Below are 20,397 nucleotides of genomic sequence, written 5' to 3'. Positions count from 1 at the left end.
CCTCGGCCATCGCCGCGCTGATCCGGTGCGCGCCGCTCAGACCGCGGTTGCGTGGGCGCACCCGCGGTCAGTGGATGTCGATCGCCGTCTACGGGGTGGCCATGGCGGCCATGAACCTCTGCTTGTACTCGGCCATCGACCGGATCCCGCTCGGTGTCGCCGTCACCCTGGAGTTCCGGGGTCCCTGCGCGGTGGCGTTCCTGGCGTCGCGGCGGATCCGGGAGGGCCTGTGCGCGCCGGCCGCCTTCGCGGGGGTGCTGTTGATCTCCGGGCCCGGTGGGTACTTCAGCGCGGCCGGCCGGGCGAGCGGGCACCAGTGGCTGGTGCTGGCCGCGGCCGCTGTGGTGGGGGTCGCGATTCCGTACGCCGTCGACACGATCGCGGCCAGGGTGTCCTCTGTGCGAGTGGTCGGCACGCTGTTCAGCATCGTCCCGGTCATGGGATCCCTTGCCGGACTGCTGATCTTCGGCGAACACATCAGCAGGACCGCGGTCGCGGGCATCGTCGTCGTGGCCGGCGCGGGGGCCGTTGTCGTGTGGCTGGCGGGGCCCACACCCGAAGCAGCGATCAGTGCATGCCCCCGGAACACCGTCACCGGGCCGGGATCGGCTGAGTGAGGTTGACCGGGTTGCCGTCGGGGTCCTGGATGTGGGCGACGCGCTGTCCCCACGGCATGTCGTTGGGGCCGCTGCGGACCGAGCCGCCCAGCGCCTCCACCCGGGCGAGCGTCTCCTCGACGTCGTCGACACCGATGCTGAGCAGGACCCGCGGCGCTGCACCGCTCCCCGGGTCCGTCTTGGCCACCACCCCGAGGTCGGAGTCGCCGATGCGCAGACCGACGTAGAAGGCCGGACCTTCCTCCGGTACCCGGAAGATCTCCTCAGCGCCGAACAGTTTCGTATAGAAGCCGAGCAGAACGTCCTGGTCGGCAGTGATGATCACGGGCTGGATGGTGGACATGGCACTCCTGTCGGGAACGGTGGTGTCGATGGGTAGACCGTTCGAGAACGGTGAACTCATCGGCAGAACCCACCCCGCTGAGCGGAGCTTCAGAGTTCGACGAGGGTGATCTCGGTGGCCTTGAGGCTGGCCCAGATATCGGAGCCGTCGGCCAGGGCGAGGTCGGCGGCGGCCTGGGGGGTGATTTCGGCGATCAGGTCGGGGGTCCGGTCCGAGGTGATCAGGATGCGCAGGCGGCTGCCGACGACGGTGATCTCTCGTACGACGCCCTGCCAGACGTTGCGGCCGAGCATGCGGGCCACCCAGGGGGAGCGGGGGTGGCGGGTGACTTCGGAGGGGGTGGCGTCCTGGAGGGTGCGGCCGTCGGCGAGTACGAGGACGCGGTCGGCCAGTGAGACGGCTTCGACCGGGTCGTGGGTGACGATGAGGCAGACTCCGCCGAAGCCGGCCAGGTGGCGGCGCAGGGTGTGGCGGACGTGGGCGCGGGTCGTCTGGTCGAGGGCGGTGGCGAGGGGTTCGTCGAGGAGGAGCAGTCGGGGGCGGGCGGCCAGGGCGCGGGCCAGGGCTACCCGCTGGGCCTGGCCACCGGAGAGCTCGCCGGGCTTGCGGTGGGCGAGGTGGCCGACGCCGAGCCGGTCGAGCCAGCGGTGGGCTTCGGCGCGGGCCCGGGCCTTGGGCATGCCGTGGGCGCGCAGCGGCGCGGACGTTGGGCTCCTGGGAGACCGGCTTCACCTCGATCTTCTGGGCGTCGAGGATCTGCTTGCGGTAGCGGCCGACCGGGAACTCGGGGGTGGCGAACGCCGCCAGGTCGCGGCCGTCGATCAGCCGCCGCCCCAGGCCGTCGTCGCTCTCCCGGTAGGTGGGGACCTTCCCGGCGTCGGCCCAGCGTCGTGCGGTGTCAGGGCTGACGCCTCCCGAATTGTCAGGACGTTCGACTGGGGTGAAAATGCCATGCCGCAAGTGCCCTTCGCCTGGCGGATGAGGTGTCCTCCAAGCGGTGTGGGACGTGTGCGGCTAGCGTGATCAATGTGGTGGCCGACAGGTCGCTTTCCCCCACCGATTCAGAGTGAGGCGTTACTCCCATGAGCCTGAGCATCCGCAACCAGATCCCCGGCACCATCACCTCCGTCACGGCCGGCGAGGCCATGTCCACGGTGAAGGTCCGCCTGGCTGGCGGTCAGGACATCACGGCCGCGATCACCACCGACGCCGTCAAGGACCTCGGCTTCGCCGAGGGCACCGCCGTCAAGGCGCTCGTGAAGTCCACCGAGGTTGCCCTAGCGACCGGTCCGGTCGAGGGCATCTCCATCCGCAACCAGCTCGCGGGCACCGTCACCGACGTCGCGACCGGTGGCGCCATGGGCTCGGTCAAGGTCTCCGTCGAGGGCGGCGAGCTGACTGCCGCGATCACCAAGGACGCCGTCGAGGCCCTCGGTCTGGCCGCCGGCTCCTCCGTCGTCGCGCTGATCAAGTCGACCGAGATCTCCCTCTCCCTCTGATCACCCCCGCGTCGACCGAACGCCCCCGCACCTCCTGGTACGGAACGCTCGGCGCGTCCGGGGTCAGACCAGGTCGAGGAGCTGCTTGAACGCGCCGCCGCATCCGCGGTACGAGTCGACCAGACGGATCTCCAGGATCCAGTGGGCCCGCCAACCCCCGCCCACGGTACGGCGGAGCGGCTGATCGTTGTCCGGGCCGATGAAGCACTCGGGCCGTATCCCGCACGCCCCGCAGGTGCCCGAAGCAGGGGCCTGCCCGCTGAGGCGGCCGACGTGCCAGGTACCGAGCGTCCAGCCCGCCCGGGCGGCCAGGGACCGCACCTCGGCCTGCAGCTGTCTTCCGGTGATCTTGTCTTCCCCGAGGAACACCTGTCGGGCTGCCGCGCCCAACTCGGCCAGGTTCTCGACGAGCCGGTGCCTGCCCGGGTCGTCGCCGAGGACGACGGTACGGGCGAAGTCGGTCTCGTGCCCGGCCAGGAGCGGCCCGAAGTCCAGTACGACAATCTCGTCCGCGCCGATCACGCGATCCGGCGGCTCCTGCCCGTACGGGAGCACGGTGTGCGGTCCTGAGCGCACCATCCGTCCCGGCTGGCCCGCGCCGGGGCCGAAGATGCCCTCCGCCACCTCCTTGATCAGGGTGTCCGCCTCGAGCTCGGTGCGGCCGGGTACGACGAGCCCGCCCTGCGCCACCTCCGCGAACACGGCCTGGGCCAGCCGCTGCGCCTCCACCAGCCGCAAGGCTCGTAGGTGCTCGTCCATCCGGTCAGGTACTGCCATGGTGCTCTTCCTCTTCCTGCTGCCAGTGCGCCCGACTACTGGGAGCCGTATCAGTCAACGCCCCTACCCGTCGGATGTGCAGTGGTTGCCCCACCAGTTCCCGGGCCCGGAACCGGACGGTGACCTGGCGATACCTATGAACCACGCGCGGCACGGCCCGCGCGCCGGGGTTGTCGGCGGGCGGCCGGTGGATGCTGGCAGACTTTGATCGCGGAGAGGCGGGTGACGTGCGGGTGGCGTCCTCGCACCGGTCGACGGGAGAGCGGGGCGCCATCGTGGGAACGGGACAACTTCCTCCCGGCCAGAAACTGGCGAAGGGCTGGCCCGTCTCGCACTACGGCCCGGTCCCCAAGTTCCGGCCGGACCGATGGAACCTGCAGGTCTTCGGAGCCACCGCCACGGGGGAGAAGTACACCTGGACCTTCGAGGAGGTCGCCGCCCTGTCCGGCATCACGATCGAGACGGACATGCACTGCGCCTCGGGTCCGACCTCCACCGACCACGAATTCTTCGGCGTACCGGCCGCCACCCTGCTGGAGCTGGCCCCGCCCGCCTCACAGGTGACGCACGTGATGGCCTGGGCGGAGTACGGCTACAGCGCCAACCTCCGCCTCGCCGACTTCACCTCCGAGCGCACCCTCCTGGCCACCCACCACAACGGGGAACCGCTCACCGTCGAACACGGCTTTCCACTGCGTCTCGTCGTCCCGCACCTGTACGGCTACAAGGGCCCGAAGTGGCTGCGCGCCATCGAGTACATGACGCAGGACCGCCGCGGCTTCTGGGAGGAGCGGGGCTTCCACAACATCGGCGACCCCTGGAAGGGCCAGCGCCACTCCTACCAGGAGCAATAGCAGGGCAGTTACCTCGCCCCACGTTCAACGAAGGCGCCACGGGCTGCGGTGGCGCCAGGGCCCTGACGCCCGACCGCTGTATGACACCGCACCCATGGAGCGCCCTGCGGACGCGGTCCAGGTGGGCACGAATCCGGCCGACGTCGCGGTCGACGAGAAGGCCAATCGCGTGTACGTCGTGGCCACCGCTCCCGGCACGGGGCAGGTCTACGTCGGGGGTACGAACGGCGTCGCTGTCATCGACACGGCACACGCCAATCAAGTGACCCGTGTCGGCGACTTCTCGACGACGACCGTCGTCGGCCTGGCCGTCTCCCCCGAGAACGGTGACGTCTACCTCGGCGGTGGTGGTGCAGCCACCTCGGAGGTTGCCTACATCGCGGCCGGCACCTCGTCGGCGGTGCGTATCCCGTTCCCACCGGGCACTGTGGGAACGGCGACCGCAAGCAACGGCATGGACTTCTCCTTCAACGCCGCGCTCCACGAGGTGTACCTGGCGAAGTCGGGTAACGGCGGCGTTCTGAGCCCCGACATCGGCCTCTTGGCCATCTCGTAGACCCACGTGGCCAGGCTCGAGGTGGATTTCCCGACGAAGAAAGCCTGCAGCGCCACCAACGGGAGCGGCCTCTATCCCAGCTCCGTTCGTGGCAGCACCGTCGTCGATCCGAGCTGCAACCTCGTCTACCTCCTTGCCAAGAAGTGCGTTGTGGACGCGACGGGCCAGTGGAAACCCGTCGCGACAACGATCGTCATAAACCCCCGGCGACAAGACTTCAACGATGATCGACGACCCGGCGGGAACGACTTTCTCTCCCCAGGCCGCGGTCTACAACCCCGCGGGAGGGTCGGTCTACGTCTACCTCACCGGTGGAACGAACTGCGGCTCGAGCGGGGGGCGCATCGACCGAATCATCGGGACGAAGGTCACGGGGCAGGCAACGGCCTGCCAAATGTCAAATGCCATCGGGAACTCCTCACGCAAGATCGCCTCGCTGAACAACTTCAACAGGATCTTCGGCGCGCAACAAAAGGTGCCACCGCGCCGGGTGGGCTCGGGGTGGCCGACGGCACCACGCTGCTGACGCAAGCTCCGCTCGGCACGCCCAGCCAGTTCGTCGCGCTGGCCGTGAACAACGCTACGGCGAAGGTGTACGCGGTCGATCCGGCGAACAACAAGGTCGAGGTTTTCCGGACAGGATCGGCCTAGGACCATGCCATACCAGTCACGCGCCATCCAAGGGGGCCGGGATCACCGGCTTCGACCGGGTCGTCGTACCGCCATCGCGGCGGTCGGTGTGATCGCGGCGATCACGCTGGCCGCGTGCGCCGGCAATGACGCCTCGGAGTACACGTTCGACGTCGCTCCATATGTACACAAGGGGCACGTGGTCGAATGCGATGCGTTCAAGGCCCAGGCCGACGCGCAAGCGGTGCTGCGAGCGGACGCACTGGACCCGAACGGACTCGACCGGGACGGCAACGGCATCGCGTGCCCGGACCTCCCCAAGCCGGCGGACAAGAAGCCGGTCCACCGCGACTTCATGACCGACGTGGACGGCGCACCGATCATCGAGCCGTTCAAGCCGTCGCCGACGTAGGAACAGTGGAAGCAGTCGTGCTCGGCCCGGCACCGCGCTCGCGGAGTGTCGCGAGGGTGCGGACAGGGCAACGGCCGGCCCGGAGTGCGGGCCGGCCGTCCGCCGGAGGGTGCGCGCGGCCCGTTACGAGGTGTACGCCTCCAGTTCCGAAAGCTGGCCGGCCGGCCAGCCGCTGTTCGCGGTGAAGGTCAGGCGCAGGTACCGAACGCCTGTGGAGGGAAGGGCGATGGTGACGGCGTTCGTGCCCTCGGTGAACGTGTAGGAGGCGGAGTTCTTCACTGTCGTCCAGGCCGTGTTGTCGGCCGATCCGAGCACGGACAGCGTCTGTGTACGGGTGCCCCAGGAGGAGGGGAGCTTCAGGACGAGGCGGCCGACGGTGCGCTGGGCGCCGAGGTCGACGGTGAGCGACTGCGGGAAGGCGTTGTTGTTGCTCTCCCAGTAGCTGCCCGCGTTGCCGTCGGTGACATTGCCGGCCACGTAGCCCTGGGTGTGGCTGGTGTCGGTCGCCGGGCGGCCCTGCGCCAGGTTGGAGTCGGCCGGGGGTGTGGGAGGAGGAGTCGTCGCGGGAGGCGTGGTGGGCGGGGTGGTCGCGCCGCCGTCGGGTGCGTACACCTCGAACTCCGAGATCTGCCCGGCCGCCCAGCCGGTGTTACCGGTGATGTTCAGACGGACGTAGCGGGCGCCGGCCGGGTTGAGGGCAAGCGTTGCCGTGTTACCGGAGGCGGGGTTGAAGGTGACGCCGGAGGGGCCGCTGAGCGTGGTCCAGGAAGAGTTGTCGGTGGAGCCGAGCACCGAGAGGTTCTCGGTCCGCGTGGCCCAGTCCGCGGACGGTGGCAGCTTCAGGGTGACCTTGCCGATCTGCTTGGTCTCGCCGAGGTCGACCGTCAAGGTCTGGGGGAAGGCGTTGCCGTTGCTCTCCCAGTAGGTCGAGGCATTGCCGTCCACGGTGTTCGCGGCGCTGTAGGACTGCACCGCCGAGGACGCGGTGGCGGGGCGGCCCTGGGCGAGGTTGCCGTTCGCCGGGGTGGTGGGGGGAGTGGTGGGCGGGGTCGTGGGCGGGGTGGTCGGGGGAGTGGTGGGCGGCGTGGTCGGTGGAGTCGTGGTGCCGCCGCTGGGGACGCCGCCGTTGGTCCACACCGGCGTCGGCCACACGCCGGAACAGGTCTGTCCGGTGTTCCAGCCGGAGTTGCCGCCGCCGTCGGTGATCTGCAGACCGGTGCCGATGCAGTTGTGGATCGGGGTGGCGGTCTGGGCGATGTTCTTGGCGGTGACGTTGGTGAGCTTCATCGAGATGTTCGACTGGGCCTGGATGGCGTACGTCCCGGCGCCGTCGATGTTGATGTTGGTGAACTCCACCCCGCTGATGGGGCCCTCGATCGAGTGGATGGCGGCGTAGGAGGAGTCGAGGATGTCGGTGTCGGAGATCTTTATGCTCGCGCCCTGGACGGCCTCGTTCAGGCCGGAGAACCAGATCGCGCCGACCCCGAAGTTCCAGTTGAAGTCGTTGTTCCCGGCCCGGATGAGGGTGTTGCGCGCGGCTGTGATGGTGCCGGCGACCGCGGTGCCCTTGCCGGAGCTGACGCCTGGGTAGCGGTTGGCGATGTGCAGGCCGCCGCCGTTGCTGATGGTGTCGGACATGACGTTGTCCGAGATGGTGAAGTCCTTGCCGCCGTAGGTGACGATGTTGTTCGCCAGGATCGGCAGTACGACGGTGTTGTGGTCGAAGCTGATGTCGGTGTTGGGCTTGTCCTGGGGCCAGGAGGCCAGACCGTCGTCACCCGTGTTGCGCAGGAAGGTGTTGGTGACGCGAGAGTTCGTGACACCCGTGTGGAAGTTCACGCCATCGGCGGTCATGTCGAGGAAACGGCTGTTCTTGATGGTGAAACGGTCCATCGGACCGTCCATCCACGCCGCGACCTTGACGTGCTGGATCCAGAGGTTGTCGACCGTCGAATTGGACATGGCGCCGCCCAGGGCGTTCACCTGGTCGTCGTCGATCCGCTCGCGGACGTCGCCGATGATCGCGAAGTCCTTGAGGGTGACGTTCTGGCTGGGCCCGTTCGCCTCGTACGGCCGGACCGGGCCGGTGTAGCCGCCGCCCGCCACGTACTTGCCGTAGAAGCCGGCCGCGCGGTTGCGGTTGACCGGGTCGCGGCCGCCGAAGACCGTGTACCAGGGGCCCGCGCCCTGGACGGTGACCCCGTCCACGACCACGTGGTCGTAGAGGGTGTAGTTGCCCGGCGGTACGAAGACGAGCTTGCCCTGGGCGTGGCCCGCATCGACGGCGGCCTGCATCCGGGCCGTGGAGTCGGTGGCCCCGGTCGGGTCGGCGCCGAAGTCCGCGACGGCGTCGAGCGCTCCGGCGGGCTTGCCGGAAGCCGCGCCCACCTGCTCGAAGTCGGCGAGGTCGATGGTGAACGAGGGCGACTGCGCGGTCGAGGTCACCTGCACCCGGATCTTGGTTCCGGCCGGGTAGTCGGCGCCGAGCAGGGTGCGGGACTCGTCGTAGAAGTGGTGCGGGTTGGTGTCGCCCGGGTTGTTGTTGAAGGGGTAGCCGCCGTAGTACCAGCTGTATTTCGAGGTCACGGCCAGCGTTTTGACGGACTGTCCGTTCGCCTGCACGTCCAGCGTGGCGTCGCGGCCCTTGCCGTCCCCCGTGTCCGGGAGGCTGTAGCGCAGGGACATCGCGTTGGCGGGCTTGGTGAGGGTGAACTCCACGTACTGCCCGGAGGCTCCAAGTGTCACTGCCTGACGGCCGGACGCCTCGGAGGGGAGGTGTCCGTAGAGGCGGTCGGGGCCGATGAGGGCTCCGTTGGTGGCCGCGTACTCGGCCTCCAACTCGGTGAAGGGCACGGTCGCACCCCGCCCGGGTATGGCGACGGGCGAGGGCGCGGGCACCCCGACGGCATGGGCGGCCGGCGCGCTGCCGACCGCGAGGGCGGTCAAGGCCGCGGTGGCGGCCAGCGAAAGGGACAGGAAGACGGCGGTTCCCCGCCGTCTCAGGCGGCGGACCTGCTCGGGAGTGGGTGCATGACTTTGCGGCGACTGGGACACGGGCGCGTACGTCCTTGCGGCTCGATCGGAGTGTGCGAAGTGGCTCACCGCGGGAGGCTACGACTCCGCATGCAGGAAGTCTATGAATGTGCGCAAGAAGCGGACTTGCTGCTGCAATAAATTCTTGCACTGGCCTCCGCTTTCCGTACTTCCTGCCGTTTTCGCCCGCTCCGAGTCCGGTCGCCCTGAGTGGTGCCATGCCCATCCATCCGCGCTGTCAGATCTTTTCCTGACTCTGTAGAAACCTTGCATGGTTCCAGAGTCCTTTGTACGGTCGGAGCCCGGCGCTTGCACGGTCTCCGAAGGGGTGTCAGATGCTGGAGTTTCCGTTACCTGTCCGCCGAGCGGGACGCACGAGAAGACTCCTTGCGGTGGCGGTCGTCGCCGCCCTGGGCGCGGCGTGGATGCCTGTGGTCTCGGCAAGCGCCGCCCCCGAGTCGACGCACGCCACGACCGCCGCGAGTGCGGTGACCGGGGCCGCGACCGGGTTCACCAGCTACGAGGGCGAGTCCGGAGCCCTCGGCGGCGGCGCGGCCGTCACCTCGGTGACAGCGGCGCCGACCGACCGGTACTCCAGCGCCGCGCTGGAGGCGTCCGGCCACGCGTACGTCCGCCTCGGAGGCACGGGGCAGTCCGTCGGGTGGACCAACACCACCGGACAGCCCATCAGCTTCCTCAACGTCCGCGCCAGCATCCCCGATTCGCCGTCCGGCGGTGGCACCACCGCCACTCTGAACCTGTACGTCAACGGCACGTTCCGGCAGGCACTGAACCTCAACTCCAAGCAGAGCTGGGTGTACGAGGGCAACGACAACTACAACACCAGCGACAACCAGAGCCCGGCCGACGGCAACCCACGCGTGTTCTGGGACGAAGCACGCACCTTCGTCACCGGCGCGCCCATCCCGGCCGGTGCCACGTTCTCCCTCCGGCAGGACTCCGCCAACACCGCGTCCTTCTACGACATCGACGTGATCGACGTGGAGAACCCGCCGCCACCGCTCGCCCAGCCGGCCGATTCGATCTCCATCACCAGCTGCGGAGCGGTCGCCGACAACACCCCGACCAACGGCTCCGCCGACAGCCAGGCCACCGACAGCGGCCCCGCCATCCAGAACTGCATCGACCAGGCCCAGTCACAGGGCAGGACGCTCTGGATTCCGCAGGGCACCTTCTACGTGAAGGGCACCACGGGCCTGCACGCCCAGGGCATCACCATCGCCGGCGCAGGCCAGTGGTACAGCACCGTCTACCGCGACGTACCGGTCCCCAACACCACACCCCTGGCGGCCCTGTTCTCCGTCACGTCCTGCGCCGTGCGCGACTTCCACATCGACGCCAACGCCGTCAGCGGCAGCACCATCGGCGGCGACGGCGGCGCCATGGACACCACCGGCAGCAACTGGTCGGCCGACGGCATCTGGACCCAGCACACCATGTCCGGCTTCTGGGCCTCGGGCACCGGAGGCAAGGTGAGCAACAGCCGACTGACCTCGATCTGGGCGGACGGCATCAACGTCAACAACGTCTCGCTCGGAGCCGACACCGGAGACGCTCTGACCGTCACCAACAACTTCGTGCGAGGCACGGGAGACGACGCGATCGCCGTCAACTCGGTCGACTACAACACCAACGGCGACGGTTCCAGGACCTACTACCACCCGATGACCGACGTCACGGTCAGCAACAACACCTCGATAGCGCCGTGGGGCGGCAAGGGCGTCGCGATCTACGGGGGCAGCGGCCACCAGGTCACCAACAACCGGGTCAGCGACACCGCGCGCTACATCGGCCTGGGAGCCGGCCGCTTCGGTGTCAACGGCGACGACCTGCTCTCCGCGACCGTGTCGGGCAATACCGTGCTCCGCTCCGGCGGCAACGCATACGGCCAGGGGCAGCCGGCCCTGCACGTCGGCAACGGCGGCGACGGCCAGAACACCGGGACCGTCGACAAGGTCGACGTCACCGGAAACACCGTCGGCGACTCCCTCTACGATGCAATCGGCTTCTCCACCTCGACCAACACCCTGCTGAAGGACAACACGATCACCAACCCCGGCCGAGGCGGTGTGGCGATCGCACCCCCCTTCTACCCTGCGCCCACCGGATCCGCCACCATCACGGGCAACACCCTCACCGGGCTGAAATCCGGTATGACCGCCTTCGCCAACAACTCGAGCGGCTTCACGGCCTCGGTCAGCGGCAACAGCTGGCAGGGCGCCACCACCCCGCAAGGCCCCTACGGCGGCACACCCGCGGCCGTGCCCGGCACCGTACAGGCGGAGAACTACGACACCGGCGGCCAGGGCGCGGCGTACAACGTCACCTCCAGCAACGGCAACGGTTCCGCCTACCGCTCCGACGGCGTGGACCTGGAGAGCACCTCGGACACCGGCGGGGGCCAGAACCTGGGCTGGACCACCGGTGGGCAATGGTTCCACTACACCGTGAACGTCGCCTCCGCGGGCACGTACACCGTCAACCTGCGCGTGGCGGCCCCCTCCGCCGCAACCGGCGCTCTGCACCTGTCCGACGCCTCGGGCACGAACCTCAGCGGCGCGATCAGCATCCCCGCAACCGGCGGCTGGCAGTCCTGGACGACGGTCACCACCACCGTCACACTCCCGGCCGGCAGACAGATCCTGACGGTCGACCAGGACCGCGGCGGGTGGAACCTCAACCACCTCACCTTCGCCGTTTCGGACGGGAATCCCACGCCAACGCCCACGCCGACCGACCTGGCCGCGGGCAAACCCACCACCGAGACCAGCCACACCGGTGTCTACCAGTCGTCGAATGCCACGGACGGCAACCAGAACAGCTACTGGGAGAGCGCCAACAACGCCTTCCCGCAGTGGGTCCAGGTCGACCTCGGCTCCCCACAGAGCACAGGCAAGGTGGTTCTGCGGCTCCCCGCCACCTGGGGCGCCCGCAACCAGACCCTGACCGTCCAGGGCTCCACCGACGGCGCGGCCTTCACCACCCTGAAGTCCTCCGCCCCCTACATCTTCGACCCCGCCACCAACAACACCGTCACCCTCACCTTCCCCGCCACCACACAGCGCTACATCCGGGTCACCGTCTCCGCGAACACCGGCTGGCCCGCCGGCCAGCTCTCGGACTTCGAGGTCTGGAACCCGTGAACCGAGCTCGCCGTTCGCGATGAGGCAACCGCACTGACCGCGGCCATGAAGGAGTGGCTGTGACCCCGCGGTCGGACCTGCCTTCAGTTAACCCTTTGCCGAGGAACAGATGGTCCGGCTAAGTTCGCCCGAGCCGTCCACGTTGTTCCGGACCGGCACCGTCGACGAGGAGGTGTGGAGCACATGCGCACGAGTGGCCAGCAGGTGAGCCCGCCTACTGACCTTTGCCACCTCCTCACGACGGAGACACCTTGTCGCTTCGCATCACCCCACTGACCGACCCCGCTCACGGGGCGCACAGCCGACGCCTTGCATGGCTGGCGTCCGACGCCGATTCCAGCCCCGTTGGGACGGCCTTTCTGCGCCTGTTCGACGGCGGACAGGCGCACCTGGCCGAACTGACGCTCCACGTCCATCCCACGGAGCGCCGCAAGGGCGTCGGCTCCAAACTCCTCGACACCGCCGTGGCAGTCGCCCGGGACAACGCCCGACGCTGCGTCAGCGCGCAGGCCGAGGACGGATCGCCCGGCGATCACTTCCTGCCGGCCCACGGCTTCCGCAAAGTGCTCACCTTGAGATTCGCCCGCTTGCCACTGGCCGACGTGGACCCCACCGCCCTCGCCGAGATCATCGAGCGGCCGCACCCCGGCTACCGGCTGGCGTCATGGCAGGGAACCGTCCCCGACGACCTCGCCCGGACGTTCGCAGCCTCACGCCGAGCCATGGACGACATGCCCATGGAGGACACCGACTACGGCACCGTCGTCTGGGACGTGGAATGGGTCCGGGCCGCAGCGAAGGCCGTTGAAGACCGCGGAGACCAACTGCACACGGTCGTAGCCATCGACACGACCGACGGCTCGATCGCCGGGTTCACAGAACTCGTCGTCCCCGGAAGCGGCACGGGTGACGGCCAGCACTACGGCACCGGCGTGCTGCCCGAACACCGCGGACACGGCCTCGGCCGATGGATGAAGGCCGAGTCGATCCGACAGGCCCACGGACGCCACCCGCACCTCGGCGGCCTCCTCACCGACACCGCCGACAGCAACACGCACATGAGACACATCAGCGACAGCCTCGACTACGTACCCACACACACGACAGTCCAGTACCAGCTCGACCTGTAGAGACAACCAGACGACGGGTCGGACCCGGGCATCACCTGGTCCGGCCCGTCGGCACCTTCACAGACCCTCCGTGGCCGCCTACGGGGGCTGCGGCCTGCGGTTCAGTCTTGAGCTCTATGACGATGATGGGGAACTGTTGAGGAAGATCGAAGCCGGAGCCCCGTCAACGCCACAAGATGCACCTCCTCGGCCGTTCAGCCAGCTGCTCGCTCCGCTTGGGCTTTGGCCGCGGCGAGGGCGAGGGCGAGGGCTGGGGCGAGGGTGAGCAAGTCGAGATCAGCCATCAGAAGTTCGACGATCTCTCCATCAAGGCTCAGGCCGTGCGGGCGCGGAGGCGGCGCAGCATGCGGGGGTCCTCGAATCCGACCGCGCGGGCCGCGGCATCGATCGTTGCGCCGTGGCTGATGAGGTGTTGGGCGTGTTCGAGGCGGAGGGTCTGCTGGTAGCGCAGGGGGGTGAGCCCGGTGGCACGGCTGAAGAGGCGGGTGAGGGTGCGTTCGCTCACGCCGACGGCCGCGGCCAGCGTGGGCAGGGGGAGCGGTTGGTCGAAGCGGGTGTCGATGAGGTCCTGGACTCGGTGCACGGTGTCGTCGAGGTGGGACCGGTGGCGGAGCATGGCGCTGGATTGGGGGTCGTGGCCGTTGCGGCGGGCGTAGACGACCATGTCCCGGGCCACTTGGGCGGCGGCGGCCGGGCCGTGCCGGGTTGCGACCAGGTGCAGGGCCAGATCGATGCCGCTGGCGATACCGGCCGAGGTGATCACCCGGTCGTCGGCGGTGAACAGGACATCGCGGACGACCACCGCCCCGGGGTGGCGCAGGGCCAGCTCGTCCTGCAGCTCGTGGTGGGTGGTGCAGCGGCGGCCGTCGAGCAGGCCCGCCCGGCCGAGCGCATCGGCTCCGGCGCAGACGCTGGACACCGTTCCGCCCCTGGCGTGGTGGTCGCGGAGGACCTGGAGGGAGGCGTCGGCGATGGCGGGACCGTCGGCCAGGGTGCCCGGCCACCAGCCGGGCACCACGATCAGATCCTCGGGCCCGAGCTCGGGCCACTCGAGCCCCGCCACCAACGGCAGTCCCTGGGCGGTGGGGACCTGCGGCTGCTCGGCGATGTAGGCGAGGGTGTAGGGGTGTCCGAAGTCGGCCGCCGTGGAGAACACCTGCGCAGGGCCGGCCAGGTCCAACAATTGGACTCCGGGCACCAGGAAGAACACGATGTGGCTCACGATTCGGTCATCGTACGTGCACTCCGGCCTCGGCCTCCAGCCCGTCGATCGTCGCAATGGTGGCGAAGCGTCCGGCGAGGGCGTACTCCGTGCGCCTGATGACCTCCGCGGACGGCAATGTGCGGGGGTCGGCCAGCAGATCGGCGACGCTCTGGTCGGCGGGAGCGTCGCGGTGGGGAATGGGATGCGTCGCGGTCGCGTCGATCACGAAGGTGACCTCGTAGCCGAGATCGCATGCGACGCGGGTCGTCGTCTCCGCGCACTGCTCGGTACGGATGCCGCAGACGGTGAGCTCGCGGATGCCGTGCACAGTGAGGAGCTGCTGCAGGTTGGTGGTGGTGAAGGCGTTGTGCGAGGTCTTGTGGATCACCGGCTCTCCGTCCACCGACTCCAGCTGCGCCATCAGCCGGACATGGCCGAGAGCCGGGTCGAAGACGTCGCCGGCACCGGGCTCGGAGTGCAGCACCCACACCACAAGGTCCCCGGCCTGCCGGGAGAGCCGGACCAGGCGGTTCACCTTCTCAGCGATATTCGGGTCGGAAATCGTTTCCCACAGCGGCTCGGCGCGGAAGGACTCCTGGACATCAATGACGATCAGTGCTCGGGTCATGTCCCCCAGCCTGGCCCGCGCGGGCAGCCAGGGGACAGGCCGCATCGGGTCCGGCAGCGGACCGATCCGGTCAACAGAGGGTTCAAGCGCAGGGGTGCGTGACACCGCGCGAGACCTGTGGCCCCCACCAGCCCACGGCCCATTGGTGGCACGTCTTGTACGCGCCGCAGGACCGAACAGGGAGAACGCTCGCGGGGCCCCGGACCAGCACGGTTCCCAAGTCCGGCGATGTGGGTGGGAGACCGGCTGGGCGGGCTCCAGCGCGATGAGGACTTCGCCGGCGAGTACCCGAGTGACGGGCGACCGGGACCGTCGCCCTCCTCCACCTCGCCCTGGCCGGAAGGGGTTGCCCTCTGCCCTGGCGATGCGGTGCTGTCATGTCCCGATCAGTCGAAACCGGATTGGCCCTGTCTCCCGTCACCGCGGATTCCTCTACGCGGACCGTGACACGGGTCCGGCCGGCCTGGTGCAGGTGCTGGAGGCCTGCGGTGCGCTGCTCGTCGCCATGGTGCGTACGACGCCGCCCCGGGTCCGAGTCCACCACGCCGCCGGGGTGTCGGACCCCGAAGGCTTCGCGGCGATGGGGGTGGTGGAGACGCTGGTGCACATGCACGATGTGGCGGCAGGCTTCGGGCTTGCCTGGACCCCGCCCTCCGCTCTCTGCGCGCGGGTGCTCGGCCGTCTGTTTCCAGAGACTCCGGGCGGCGCGGATCCCTGGCTCACCCTGTAGTGGGCCACCGGCCGCGCCGAACTGCCGGGGCACCCTCGTCTCACCACGTGGCGCTGGGACAGTACACCGCGGCCATAGGAGCGGACCGGCTTCAGCCGTCGCCAGGCTGATGACCGTGCCCTCACCGCGGCGAGAGCGCACCGGGCCACCCGTCCCCAGGGCTCGCCAGAACTGCGCGAATCTACTGTGAGTTGTAGGCCTTGATGCTCACCGCCGGGCCGTTGGAATTGCGGGCCACCGCAGCGGCCGCATCCGCGCTCACCTGCACGACGGAAGTTCCGTGGGCCGGGACCTCCGTCAGGCCGCCGACCGAGGTGACTTCGACGGCCTGCTGGGTCGTGCCCTTGGGCGGCTGGTCCCAGAGGATGTAGGCGATCCGAACGGAGACGGGGAAATCGTCCTCGTTGGTGAGACGGACCGCCGAGAAACGCTCGAACCTGCTGATCTCGTGGCCCTGGCTGTCCAATGCCTGAGTCTTCACGTCGTGCATCCCGGCCGGTATTCGGGCGGCGGCCGCACTCCGCACCGTCACGCGGACATCCGCCACGTCGTGCTCGCCAGGGCCGGAGAACCGCAGGGTGTCCCAGCTCGTCCCGTAGGGCACCACCAGGCCACCGCGGTCGCTTCCGTACACCGTGGTCACCGCGACCTGAGGCATTTCCTGGTGATTCTTGTCCAGAGCCGTGAAGGCCAGGACCGGGGCCACTGAACCCCGAGTGGCGTTCTTGATCTCCAGCTGCTGATTCATCGTCTCGTCCACATGGGAGTCCCCCACGTAGCGGAAGGACAGCGATGCCTCGGCGATCAAGGCGCGCGCAGCTGCGTCGGCTGACGCGGAGGATCCGCTCGCGCCGTCCGCACCGAGCGGCCCGCACCCGCACACCAGCGCCCCGCCCATGGCCACCGCCACGCCTGTGGCAGCCAGTCTTCGCAGTCCCACCCTCACGACCTGCCCCTCCCCGTTGACCACTGTCCGCCGGAGGTTAGTCGATCCTCCTTCCCCGCCATCGGGCACCCCACCTCGGCATCCGCCGGCCCCAGGAGGACCCACCGCTGAACAAGCTCCATGAACCACGGGGGTGAAAAGACTCCGTGGCGGGCGCGGCCGAGCCCTGGCGCCGTGGCCGTCGGCACTATGCCTGGTTCTGTGACGACTGTTATGCGGACTCCTCAGCAGGCCCAGGCCCAGGCCCAGGCCCAGGCCCAGGCCCAGGACCGGCGCGAGGCACCCCGCGACGACGGAACAATGTCGACCGCCCTGTGGATCTGGCCGATGCTGGCCACATTGGCCGTCTGTCTCCTCGGGGTCAACGGTACGCAATTGGGCACCGACGAGCTGGTCACCTGGGAGGTGAGCCAGCGGAGTCCGCAGCAGATCCTGGCCATGATGCACAACGTCGACGCGGTGCACGGTACCTACTACTTCCTGATCCACGGCTGGACGGCTGTGTTCGGGGACTCGCAGGTGGCACTGCGCATGCCCACCGTACTGGCCATGGGCGCAACGGCGGCTCTCGTCACCCTGATCGGGCGCCGACTCTTCGGGCAGCGTGCCGCGCTGTGCGCCGGGCTGCTCTTCGCGCTCATTCCCGCAGTGAGCCGGTTCGCTCAAGAGGCTCGCAGCTATGCCCTGGTGATGCTTCTCGCGACCGCGGCGACGTATCTGCTGCTCCGGGCGCTGGACAAGCCCGGCAAGTGGGCACCCTGGGTGGCTTATGCGCTCTGCGTGATGGCTCTGGGGCTGCTGCACCTGATCGCGCTCACGATTGTGCTGTGTCACGTGACGGCGGTGGTCCTGCGGACCCGCCATGAGCGCCGCGGTCTGTGGTACTTCTTCATCGCGGTTCTGGCCGCCGCCGTGTGCGTATTGCCGGTGGTCATGGTCGGCCGGTCCCAGGCATCCCGCCAGCTCTTCTGGCTGCCGAAGCCGAGCCCTTGGGGCCTGGTCGAAATCTGGCCCCAGTTGTTCGCGTCCGGCCTGTGCACGGGAGCAGTGGTCGCACTGTCGGCTCTGGCATGGCTGGAACGCCGAGAGAACATTCTGCTCTGCGCTTCCGTCGCCGTACTGCCCCCGCTCGTGCTGTGGGCGGCGTCGCACGGAGACACGTCCTACTTCCGCTACCAGTACGCCCTGTTCACCGTGCCGGCCTGGGTGCTCCTGGCGGGGGCCGGGCTTGCCGGAGCCACGAGGTCCTGGCTGCGGACCGCGGTGGTCCTGGCCGTGATCGCGCTCCTCGTGCTGCCTGATCAGCGCAGGATGAGGGGGTCGTTCGAACACGATGTGCCGCACGCTGCGGACTACGCGGGGGCGGCACGCAGCATCGAGAAGTACTACCGCCCCGGGGATGCGGTGGTCTACCAGCGGGGTGCCCCGTGGATGCTGGACCAGGGGGTCCGCTACTACCTCCGTCCCGATGTGGATCCCCACGAGGTGTTCCTCGCAGCGACGGCGGCCGAGAACAACGAGCTGTTCCCGACCTACTGTCCGCGGCCGGCCGAGTGTCTCGCGGGGGAGAGCCGGATCTGGGTGGTGGTACCCGGCAACAGCTCCGACGTCCTGCGAGCGCTCCCCGCACACCAGGCCCTGGCGCTACGGGCGAAGTACACCGCCTACGGCACGGAGACCCTCAGCGGCCTGACCGTCGGACTGCTGGTGCGCAAGCCGTAGCAGCAGGCTTTCCTTGCCATGGATGCGGCGGCCAGATGGCGCATCCATGACTGCCCGATGAAGCAGTGCATCAGCGTGAACAGGTCCGCGAACTCCCCCAGGAGCCCTTGCTTGCGCAGCGCCCCCCCCGGTACTCGTCGTCCGAGACCGGGACGTACGAGATCTCGCGCCCGTCGGGATCCTCGATGCCCAAGCGGGACAACATCGACTACGCGCGCTCGGGTCTTCCTGGGACGCAGTTCGCCGGGAGAAGTCCACGAAGCCACCAAGCTCGCCCCCGGACTCCTGAAGGCACGCCGCCTTTCCTGCATCCATCCGGGCGAAATCCCGCCGACAGGCTGCTCCACGTCCCCAAGGAAGCGCCATGGTCTCTTCGAGAAGACGGGCTCGAAGAACGGACAGGACATTGCACTTGAGGCGTACCGGAACGATCCTGGGCGCGGCCGCGCTGACGATGCTGACGCTTCCAGCCAACGCGCACGCCGCCGCAATCGCATGCGGCGGGGGTGTGTCGACCGGCCGTGTGGCCATCAACGGCTGCATCAGTGCTCAGCGCGGATCGGCCGGCAGGTTTCCTACGCGGGACATCACCGCGTACATCAGGGCCCGTAACACGGGCACGAAGGGACTGAACGTCTCCTACGAGGCGTTCTTCCGCGTCGTCGATGGTGGTCACTGGGAGAAGGTAGGAAGCGGTCGCACCTATGTCGCGGCGGGCGCGGCCGTCGACCCTGTTGCGGTGGGCAGCACGACCCGGGTGTGCGGCCCGGTGAAGGTCGAGATCCGCGTCCATGCCCGAGCCGACGGCGCTGCGTGGAGCGGCTGGTCTCCAGCGGCCACGAAGCAGTGTCAGACCTGATCACGACCTGATCCCCCGAAGGTTCGTGGTTGGCGGGCGGGGCGAGCCGATGGGCGTGTCCCGCCCGGTCGGCCGATCAGGGGCGGTAGCGCAACGGGTGGTCGTCCGGCACCTCGACGAGCGCGATCCGCACCCCGTCCGGGTCCGCGATCCACATCTCGACCAGCCCCCACGGTTCCTTCGCGGGCGCCCTCAGTACGCGTACGCCCGCCGCCGCCAGTTCCTCGTGCGCAGCGTGGGCGTCGGCGACCTGCAGCCACAGCTGCAGCCCGGGCGCCGGCGGCTCCTCGGAGCGGCCCGATACCTCCAGGAACCCACCGCCGAGGAAGTAGACCGTGCCGCGATCCGGCCCGGTCCCGAACTCGCGGTAGATGGCGAGGCCCAGCGCCTCCCCGTAGAAGGCCCGGGAACGTTCCGGATCCGTGGGGCGTAGCAGGATTCTGCTGCCTAGTACGTGAACCATGGTCCGAATCTACGTGGTGGGTCGTGCGAAGGGGTGTGACCGGAGCACTTGGTGGTGTCGGCGGTCGAGCGGGAATGGGTGTCTTGGTGTGCTCCTCTGGCCGTTCTGGAGTATCTGTCGGGTCATCACATATGGCGGCTCTTTCGGATGAACGTGTTGCGCAGAAACCGTTGGCCAATCCTTGGGTGGTGCTACCAATTACCTTGCGTTCGTAACCGAGTTGGGAATCCATCTCGCGTTCGGGCGTGAATCCCACTTCTCAAGCAAGAACGGATTTCTCCCCATGGCAATCGCCCTCCGCAAGACGTTCGCCTTCATGACGCTGGCGCTGACCGCTTCCTTCCTGCCGGCCACCGGGGCACAGGCCGCGGCAGCCGTCACCCCGGTCCTGCGTGCTCCCGGTCTCTACTGCCTCGCGAATGCCTGGGGCACCCCCAAGGTCTCCACGAAGCCGTGCGACCCGAAGGACCAGGGCCAGCACTGGACCGTCTCGGGCCACCAGATCGCCCTGACCAACGCTCCGGCCTACTGCCTCGCCAACACGTGGAACGCCTCGGACGTCTCCACGAAGCCGTGCGACCCGAAGGACCAGGGGCAGTACTGGAATGTCTCGGGCCAGCAGATCGCCCTCGCCTACGCTCCGGCCTATTGTTTCGCCAACGCCTGGAGCACCCCGAACGTCTCGACCAAGCCGTGCGACACCAAGGACCAGGGCCAGCACTGGGTGATCTTCAAGGACCAGATCAGCCTCGCCGCCGCCTGACCCTCACCGCACCACAGGCCTTCCGGGCCGGATCTCGCAAGCCGGTTGCATCGACGGGCCCAGCTGT

18 protein-coding genes and 2 pseudogenes are annotated in these 20,397 nt (G+C 68.7%); 12 read left to right on the top strand and 8 right to left on the bottom strand.

Annotation, left to right across the window (positions count from 1 at the left end; genetic code table 11):
- Window positions 1-74 precede the first annotated feature (74 nt).
- The gene (locus OG490_RS01160) at window positions 75-617 is read left to right on the top strand and encodes an EamA family transporter (RefSeq protein WP_330294376.1); all 543 of its coding nucleotides are present in this window, start codon (window positions 75-77) and stop codon (window positions 615-617) included.
- On the opposite strand, the gene OG490_RS01155 is transcribed toward OG490_RS01160, so the two are convergent.
- Together OG490_RS01155 and OG490_RS01150 are read right to left on the bottom strand one after the other, a co-directional pair.
- Entirely contained in the window at window positions 592-960 is a 369-nt protein-coding gene (locus tag OG490_RS01155) for a VOC family protein (protein WP_330300730.1), read from the bottom strand. The genes OG490_RS01160 and OG490_RS01155 overlap by 26 nt on opposite strands.
- A gap of 89 nt (window positions 961-1,049) precedes the next feature.
- A pseudogene (locus tag OG490_RS01150) lies at window positions 1,050-1,667 on the bottom strand (ATP-binding cassette domain-containing protein); the annotation flags it as partial.
- A gap of 375 nt (window positions 1,668-2,042) precedes the next feature.
- Between OG490_RS01150 and OG490_RS01145 the strand changes: the two are divergent.
- On the top strand, window positions 2,043-2,459 hold the full coding sequence (locus OG490_RS01145) for a TOBE domain-containing protein (RefSeq protein WP_330294375.1): 417 nt from the start codon (window positions 2,043-2,045) through the stop codon (window positions 2,457-2,459).
- Window positions 2,460-2,522: 63 nt separating this feature from the next.
- Here OG490_RS01145 and OG490_RS01140 read toward each other — a convergent pair whose 3' ends face one another.
- A complete protein-coding gene (locus OG490_RS01140) occupies window positions 2,523-3,236 on the bottom strand; it encodes a M24 family metallopeptidase (RefSeq protein ID WP_330294374.1) in 714 nt (237 codons plus the stop codon).
- Window positions 3,237-3,427: 191 nt separating this feature from the next.
- On the opposite strand from OG490_RS01140, the gene OG490_RS01135 reads away from it, so the two are divergent.
- The 4 genes from OG490_RS01135 (at window position 3,428) to OG490_RS01120 (ending at window position 5,688) form a co-directional block, all read left to right on the top strand.
- A complete protein-coding gene (locus OG490_RS01135) occupies window positions 3,428-4,090 on the top strand; it encodes a molybdopterin-dependent oxidoreductase (RefSeq protein WP_443065729.1) in 663 nt (220 codons plus the stop codon).
- A 94-nt stretch (window positions 4,091-4,184) separates the two neighbouring features.
- Window positions 4,185-4,646, top strand: a complete 462-nt coding sequence (locus OG490_RS01130; protein ID WP_330294372.1) for a hypothetical protein — start codon at window positions 4,185-4,187, stop codon at window positions 4,644-4,646.
- A 6-nt stretch (window positions 4,647-4,652) separates the two neighbouring features.
- Window positions 4,653-5,297 (top strand): hypothetical protein, encoded by a 645-nt coding sequence (locus OG490_RS01125; protein ID WP_330294371.1) that lies wholly within the window; start codon window positions 4,653-4,655, stop codon window positions 5,295-5,297.
- Window positions 5,298-5,385: 88 nt separating this feature from the next.
- Window positions 5,386-5,688 carry an excalibur calcium-binding domain-containing protein gene (locus OG490_RS01120; protein ID WP_330294370.1) on the top strand — a complete coding sequence of 101 codons (303 nt, stop codon included), beginning with the start codon at window positions 5,386-5,388 and terminating at the stop codon, window positions 5,686-5,688.
- Between the two features lie 123 nt (window positions 5,689-5,811).
- Here OG490_RS01120 and OG490_RS01110 read toward each other — a convergent pair whose 3' ends face one another.
- Window positions 5,812-8,742: a discoidin domain-containing protein gene (locus OG490_RS01110; protein WP_443065728.1), complete on the bottom strand. Its 2,931-nt coding sequence runs from the start codon at window positions 8,740-8,742 to the stop codon at window positions 5,812-5,814.
- A 371-nt stretch (window positions 8,743-9,113) separates the two neighbouring features.
- On the opposite strand from OG490_RS01110, the gene OG490_RS01105 reads away from it, so the two are divergent.
- Both OG490_RS01105 and OG490_RS01100 read left to right on the top strand, forming a co-directional pair.
- On the top strand, window positions 9,114-11,885 hold the full coding sequence (locus OG490_RS01105; RefSeq protein ID WP_330294369.1) for a galactose-binding domain-containing protein: 2,772 nt from the start codon (window positions 9,114-9,116) through the stop codon (window positions 11,883-11,885).
- 251 nt (window positions 11,886-12,136) lie between these two features.
- Complete coding sequence (locus OG490_RS01100; protein ID WP_330294368.1) at window positions 12,137-13,015, top strand: GNAT family N-acetyltransferase; 879 nt, start codon at window positions 12,137-12,139, stop codon at window positions 13,013-13,015.
- A 313-nt stretch (window positions 13,016-13,328) separates the two neighbouring features.
- Here OG490_RS01100 and OG490_RS01095 read toward each other — a convergent pair whose 3' ends face one another.
- Both OG490_RS01095 and OG490_RS01090 read right to left on the bottom strand, forming a co-directional pair.
- The gene (locus tag OG490_RS01095; protein WP_330294367.1) at window positions 13,329-14,237 is read right to left on the bottom strand and encodes a GlxA family transcriptional regulator; all 909 of its coding nucleotides are present in this window, start codon (window positions 14,235-14,237) and stop codon (window positions 13,329-13,331) included.
- A gap of 7 nt (window positions 14,238-14,244) precedes the next feature.
- Window positions 14,245-14,847 carry an isochorismatase family protein gene (locus OG490_RS01090; RefSeq protein ID WP_330294366.1) on the bottom strand — a complete coding sequence of 201 codons (603 nt, stop codon included), beginning with the start codon at window positions 14,845-14,847 and terminating at the stop codon, window positions 14,245-14,247.
- 388 nt (window positions 14,848-15,235) lie between these two features.
- Between OG490_RS01090 and OG490_RS01085 the strand changes: the two are divergent.
- Window positions 15,236-15,655, top strand: a pseudogene (locus OG490_RS01085) (hypothetical protein); the annotation flags it as partial.
- A gap of 103 nt (window positions 15,656-15,758) precedes the next feature.
- Here OG490_RS01085 and OG490_RS01080 read toward each other — a convergent pair.
- Window positions 15,759-16,517: a hypothetical protein gene (locus tag OG490_RS01080; RefSeq protein ID WP_330294365.1), complete on the bottom strand. Its 759-nt coding sequence runs from the start codon at window positions 16,515-16,517 to the stop codon at window positions 15,759-15,761.
- Window positions 16,518-16,736: 219 nt separating this feature from the next.
- Between OG490_RS01080 and OG490_RS01075 the strand changes: the two genes are divergently transcribed.
- Both OG490_RS01075 and OG490_RS01070 read left to right on the top strand, forming a co-directional pair.
- On the top strand, window positions 16,737-18,245 hold the full coding sequence (locus OG490_RS01075; RefSeq protein ID WP_330294364.1) for a glycosyltransferase family 39 protein: 1,509 nt from the start codon (window positions 16,737-16,739) through the stop codon (window positions 18,243-18,245).
- A 412-nt stretch (window positions 18,246-18,657) separates the two neighbouring features.
- Complete coding sequence (locus tag OG490_RS01070; protein WP_330294363.1) at window positions 18,658-19,104, top strand: hypothetical protein; 447 nt, start codon at window positions 18,658-18,660, stop codon at window positions 19,102-19,104.
- Between the two features lie 76 nt (window positions 19,105-19,180).
- Here OG490_RS01070 and OG490_RS01065 read toward each other — a convergent pair whose 3' ends face one another.
- Window positions 19,181-19,567, bottom strand: coding sequence for a VOC family protein (locus OG490_RS01065; RefSeq protein ID WP_330294362.1), 387 nt, complete (start codon window positions 19,565-19,567; stop codon window positions 19,181-19,183).
- Window positions 19,568-19,850: 283 nt separating this feature from the next.
- Between OG490_RS01065 and OG490_RS01060 the strand changes: the two genes are divergently transcribed.
- Entirely contained in the window at window positions 19,851-20,330 is a 480-nt protein-coding gene (locus tag OG490_RS01060) for a ricin-type beta-trefoil lectin domain protein (protein ID WP_330294361.1), read from the top strand.
- Window positions 20,331-20,397 lie beyond the last annotated feature (67 nt).

Source organism: Streptomyces sp. NBC_00503 (assembly GCF_036346895.1).
GTDB lineage: Bacteria > Actinomycetota > Actinomycetes > Streptomycetales > Streptomycetaceae > Streptomyces.
The sequence above is the reverse complement of the archived record's forward strand: the minus strand, read 5'-3'. Positions and strand labels throughout refer to the sequence as shown.

Coding starts and splice junctions, on each gene's coding strand:
- OG490_RS01160 (WP_330294376.1), top strand. CDS start 75: ATGTCGATCGCCGTCTACGGGGTGGCCATGGCGGCCATGAACCTCTGC.
- OG490_RS01155 (WP_330300730.1), bottom strand. CDS start 960: ATGTCCACCATCCAGCCCGTGATCATCACTGCCGACCAGGACGTTCTG.
- OG490_RS01145 (WP_330294375.1), top strand. CDS start 2,043: ATGAGCCTGAGCATCCGCAACCAGATCCCCGGCACCATCACCTCCGTC.
- OG490_RS01140 (WP_330294374.1), bottom strand. CDS start 3,236: ATGGCAGTACCTGACCGGATGGACGAGCACCTACGAGCCTTGCGGCTG.
- OG490_RS01135 (WP_443065729.1), top strand. CDS start 3,428: ATGCTGGCAGACTTTGATCGCGGAGAGGCGGGTGACGTGCGGGTGGCG.
- OG490_RS01130 (WP_330294372.1), top strand. CDS start 4,185: ATGGAGCGCCCTGCGGACGCGGTCCAGGTGGGCACGAATCCGGCCGAC.
- OG490_RS01090 (WP_330294366.1), bottom strand. CDS start 14,847: ATGACCCGAGCACTGATCGTCATTGATGTCCAGGAGTCCTTCCGCGCC.
- OG490_RS01075 (WP_330294364.1), top strand. CDS start 16,737: ATGCGGACTCCTCAGCAGGCCCAGGCCCAGGCCCAGGCCCAGGCCCAG.
- OG490_RS01065 (WP_330294362.1), bottom strand. CDS start 19,567: ATGGTTCACGTACTAGGCAGCAGAATCCTGCTACGCCCCACGGATCCG.
- OG490_RS01060 (WP_330294361.1), top strand. CDS start 19,851: ATGGCAATCGCCCTCCGCAAGACGTTCGCCTTCATGACGCTGGCGCTG.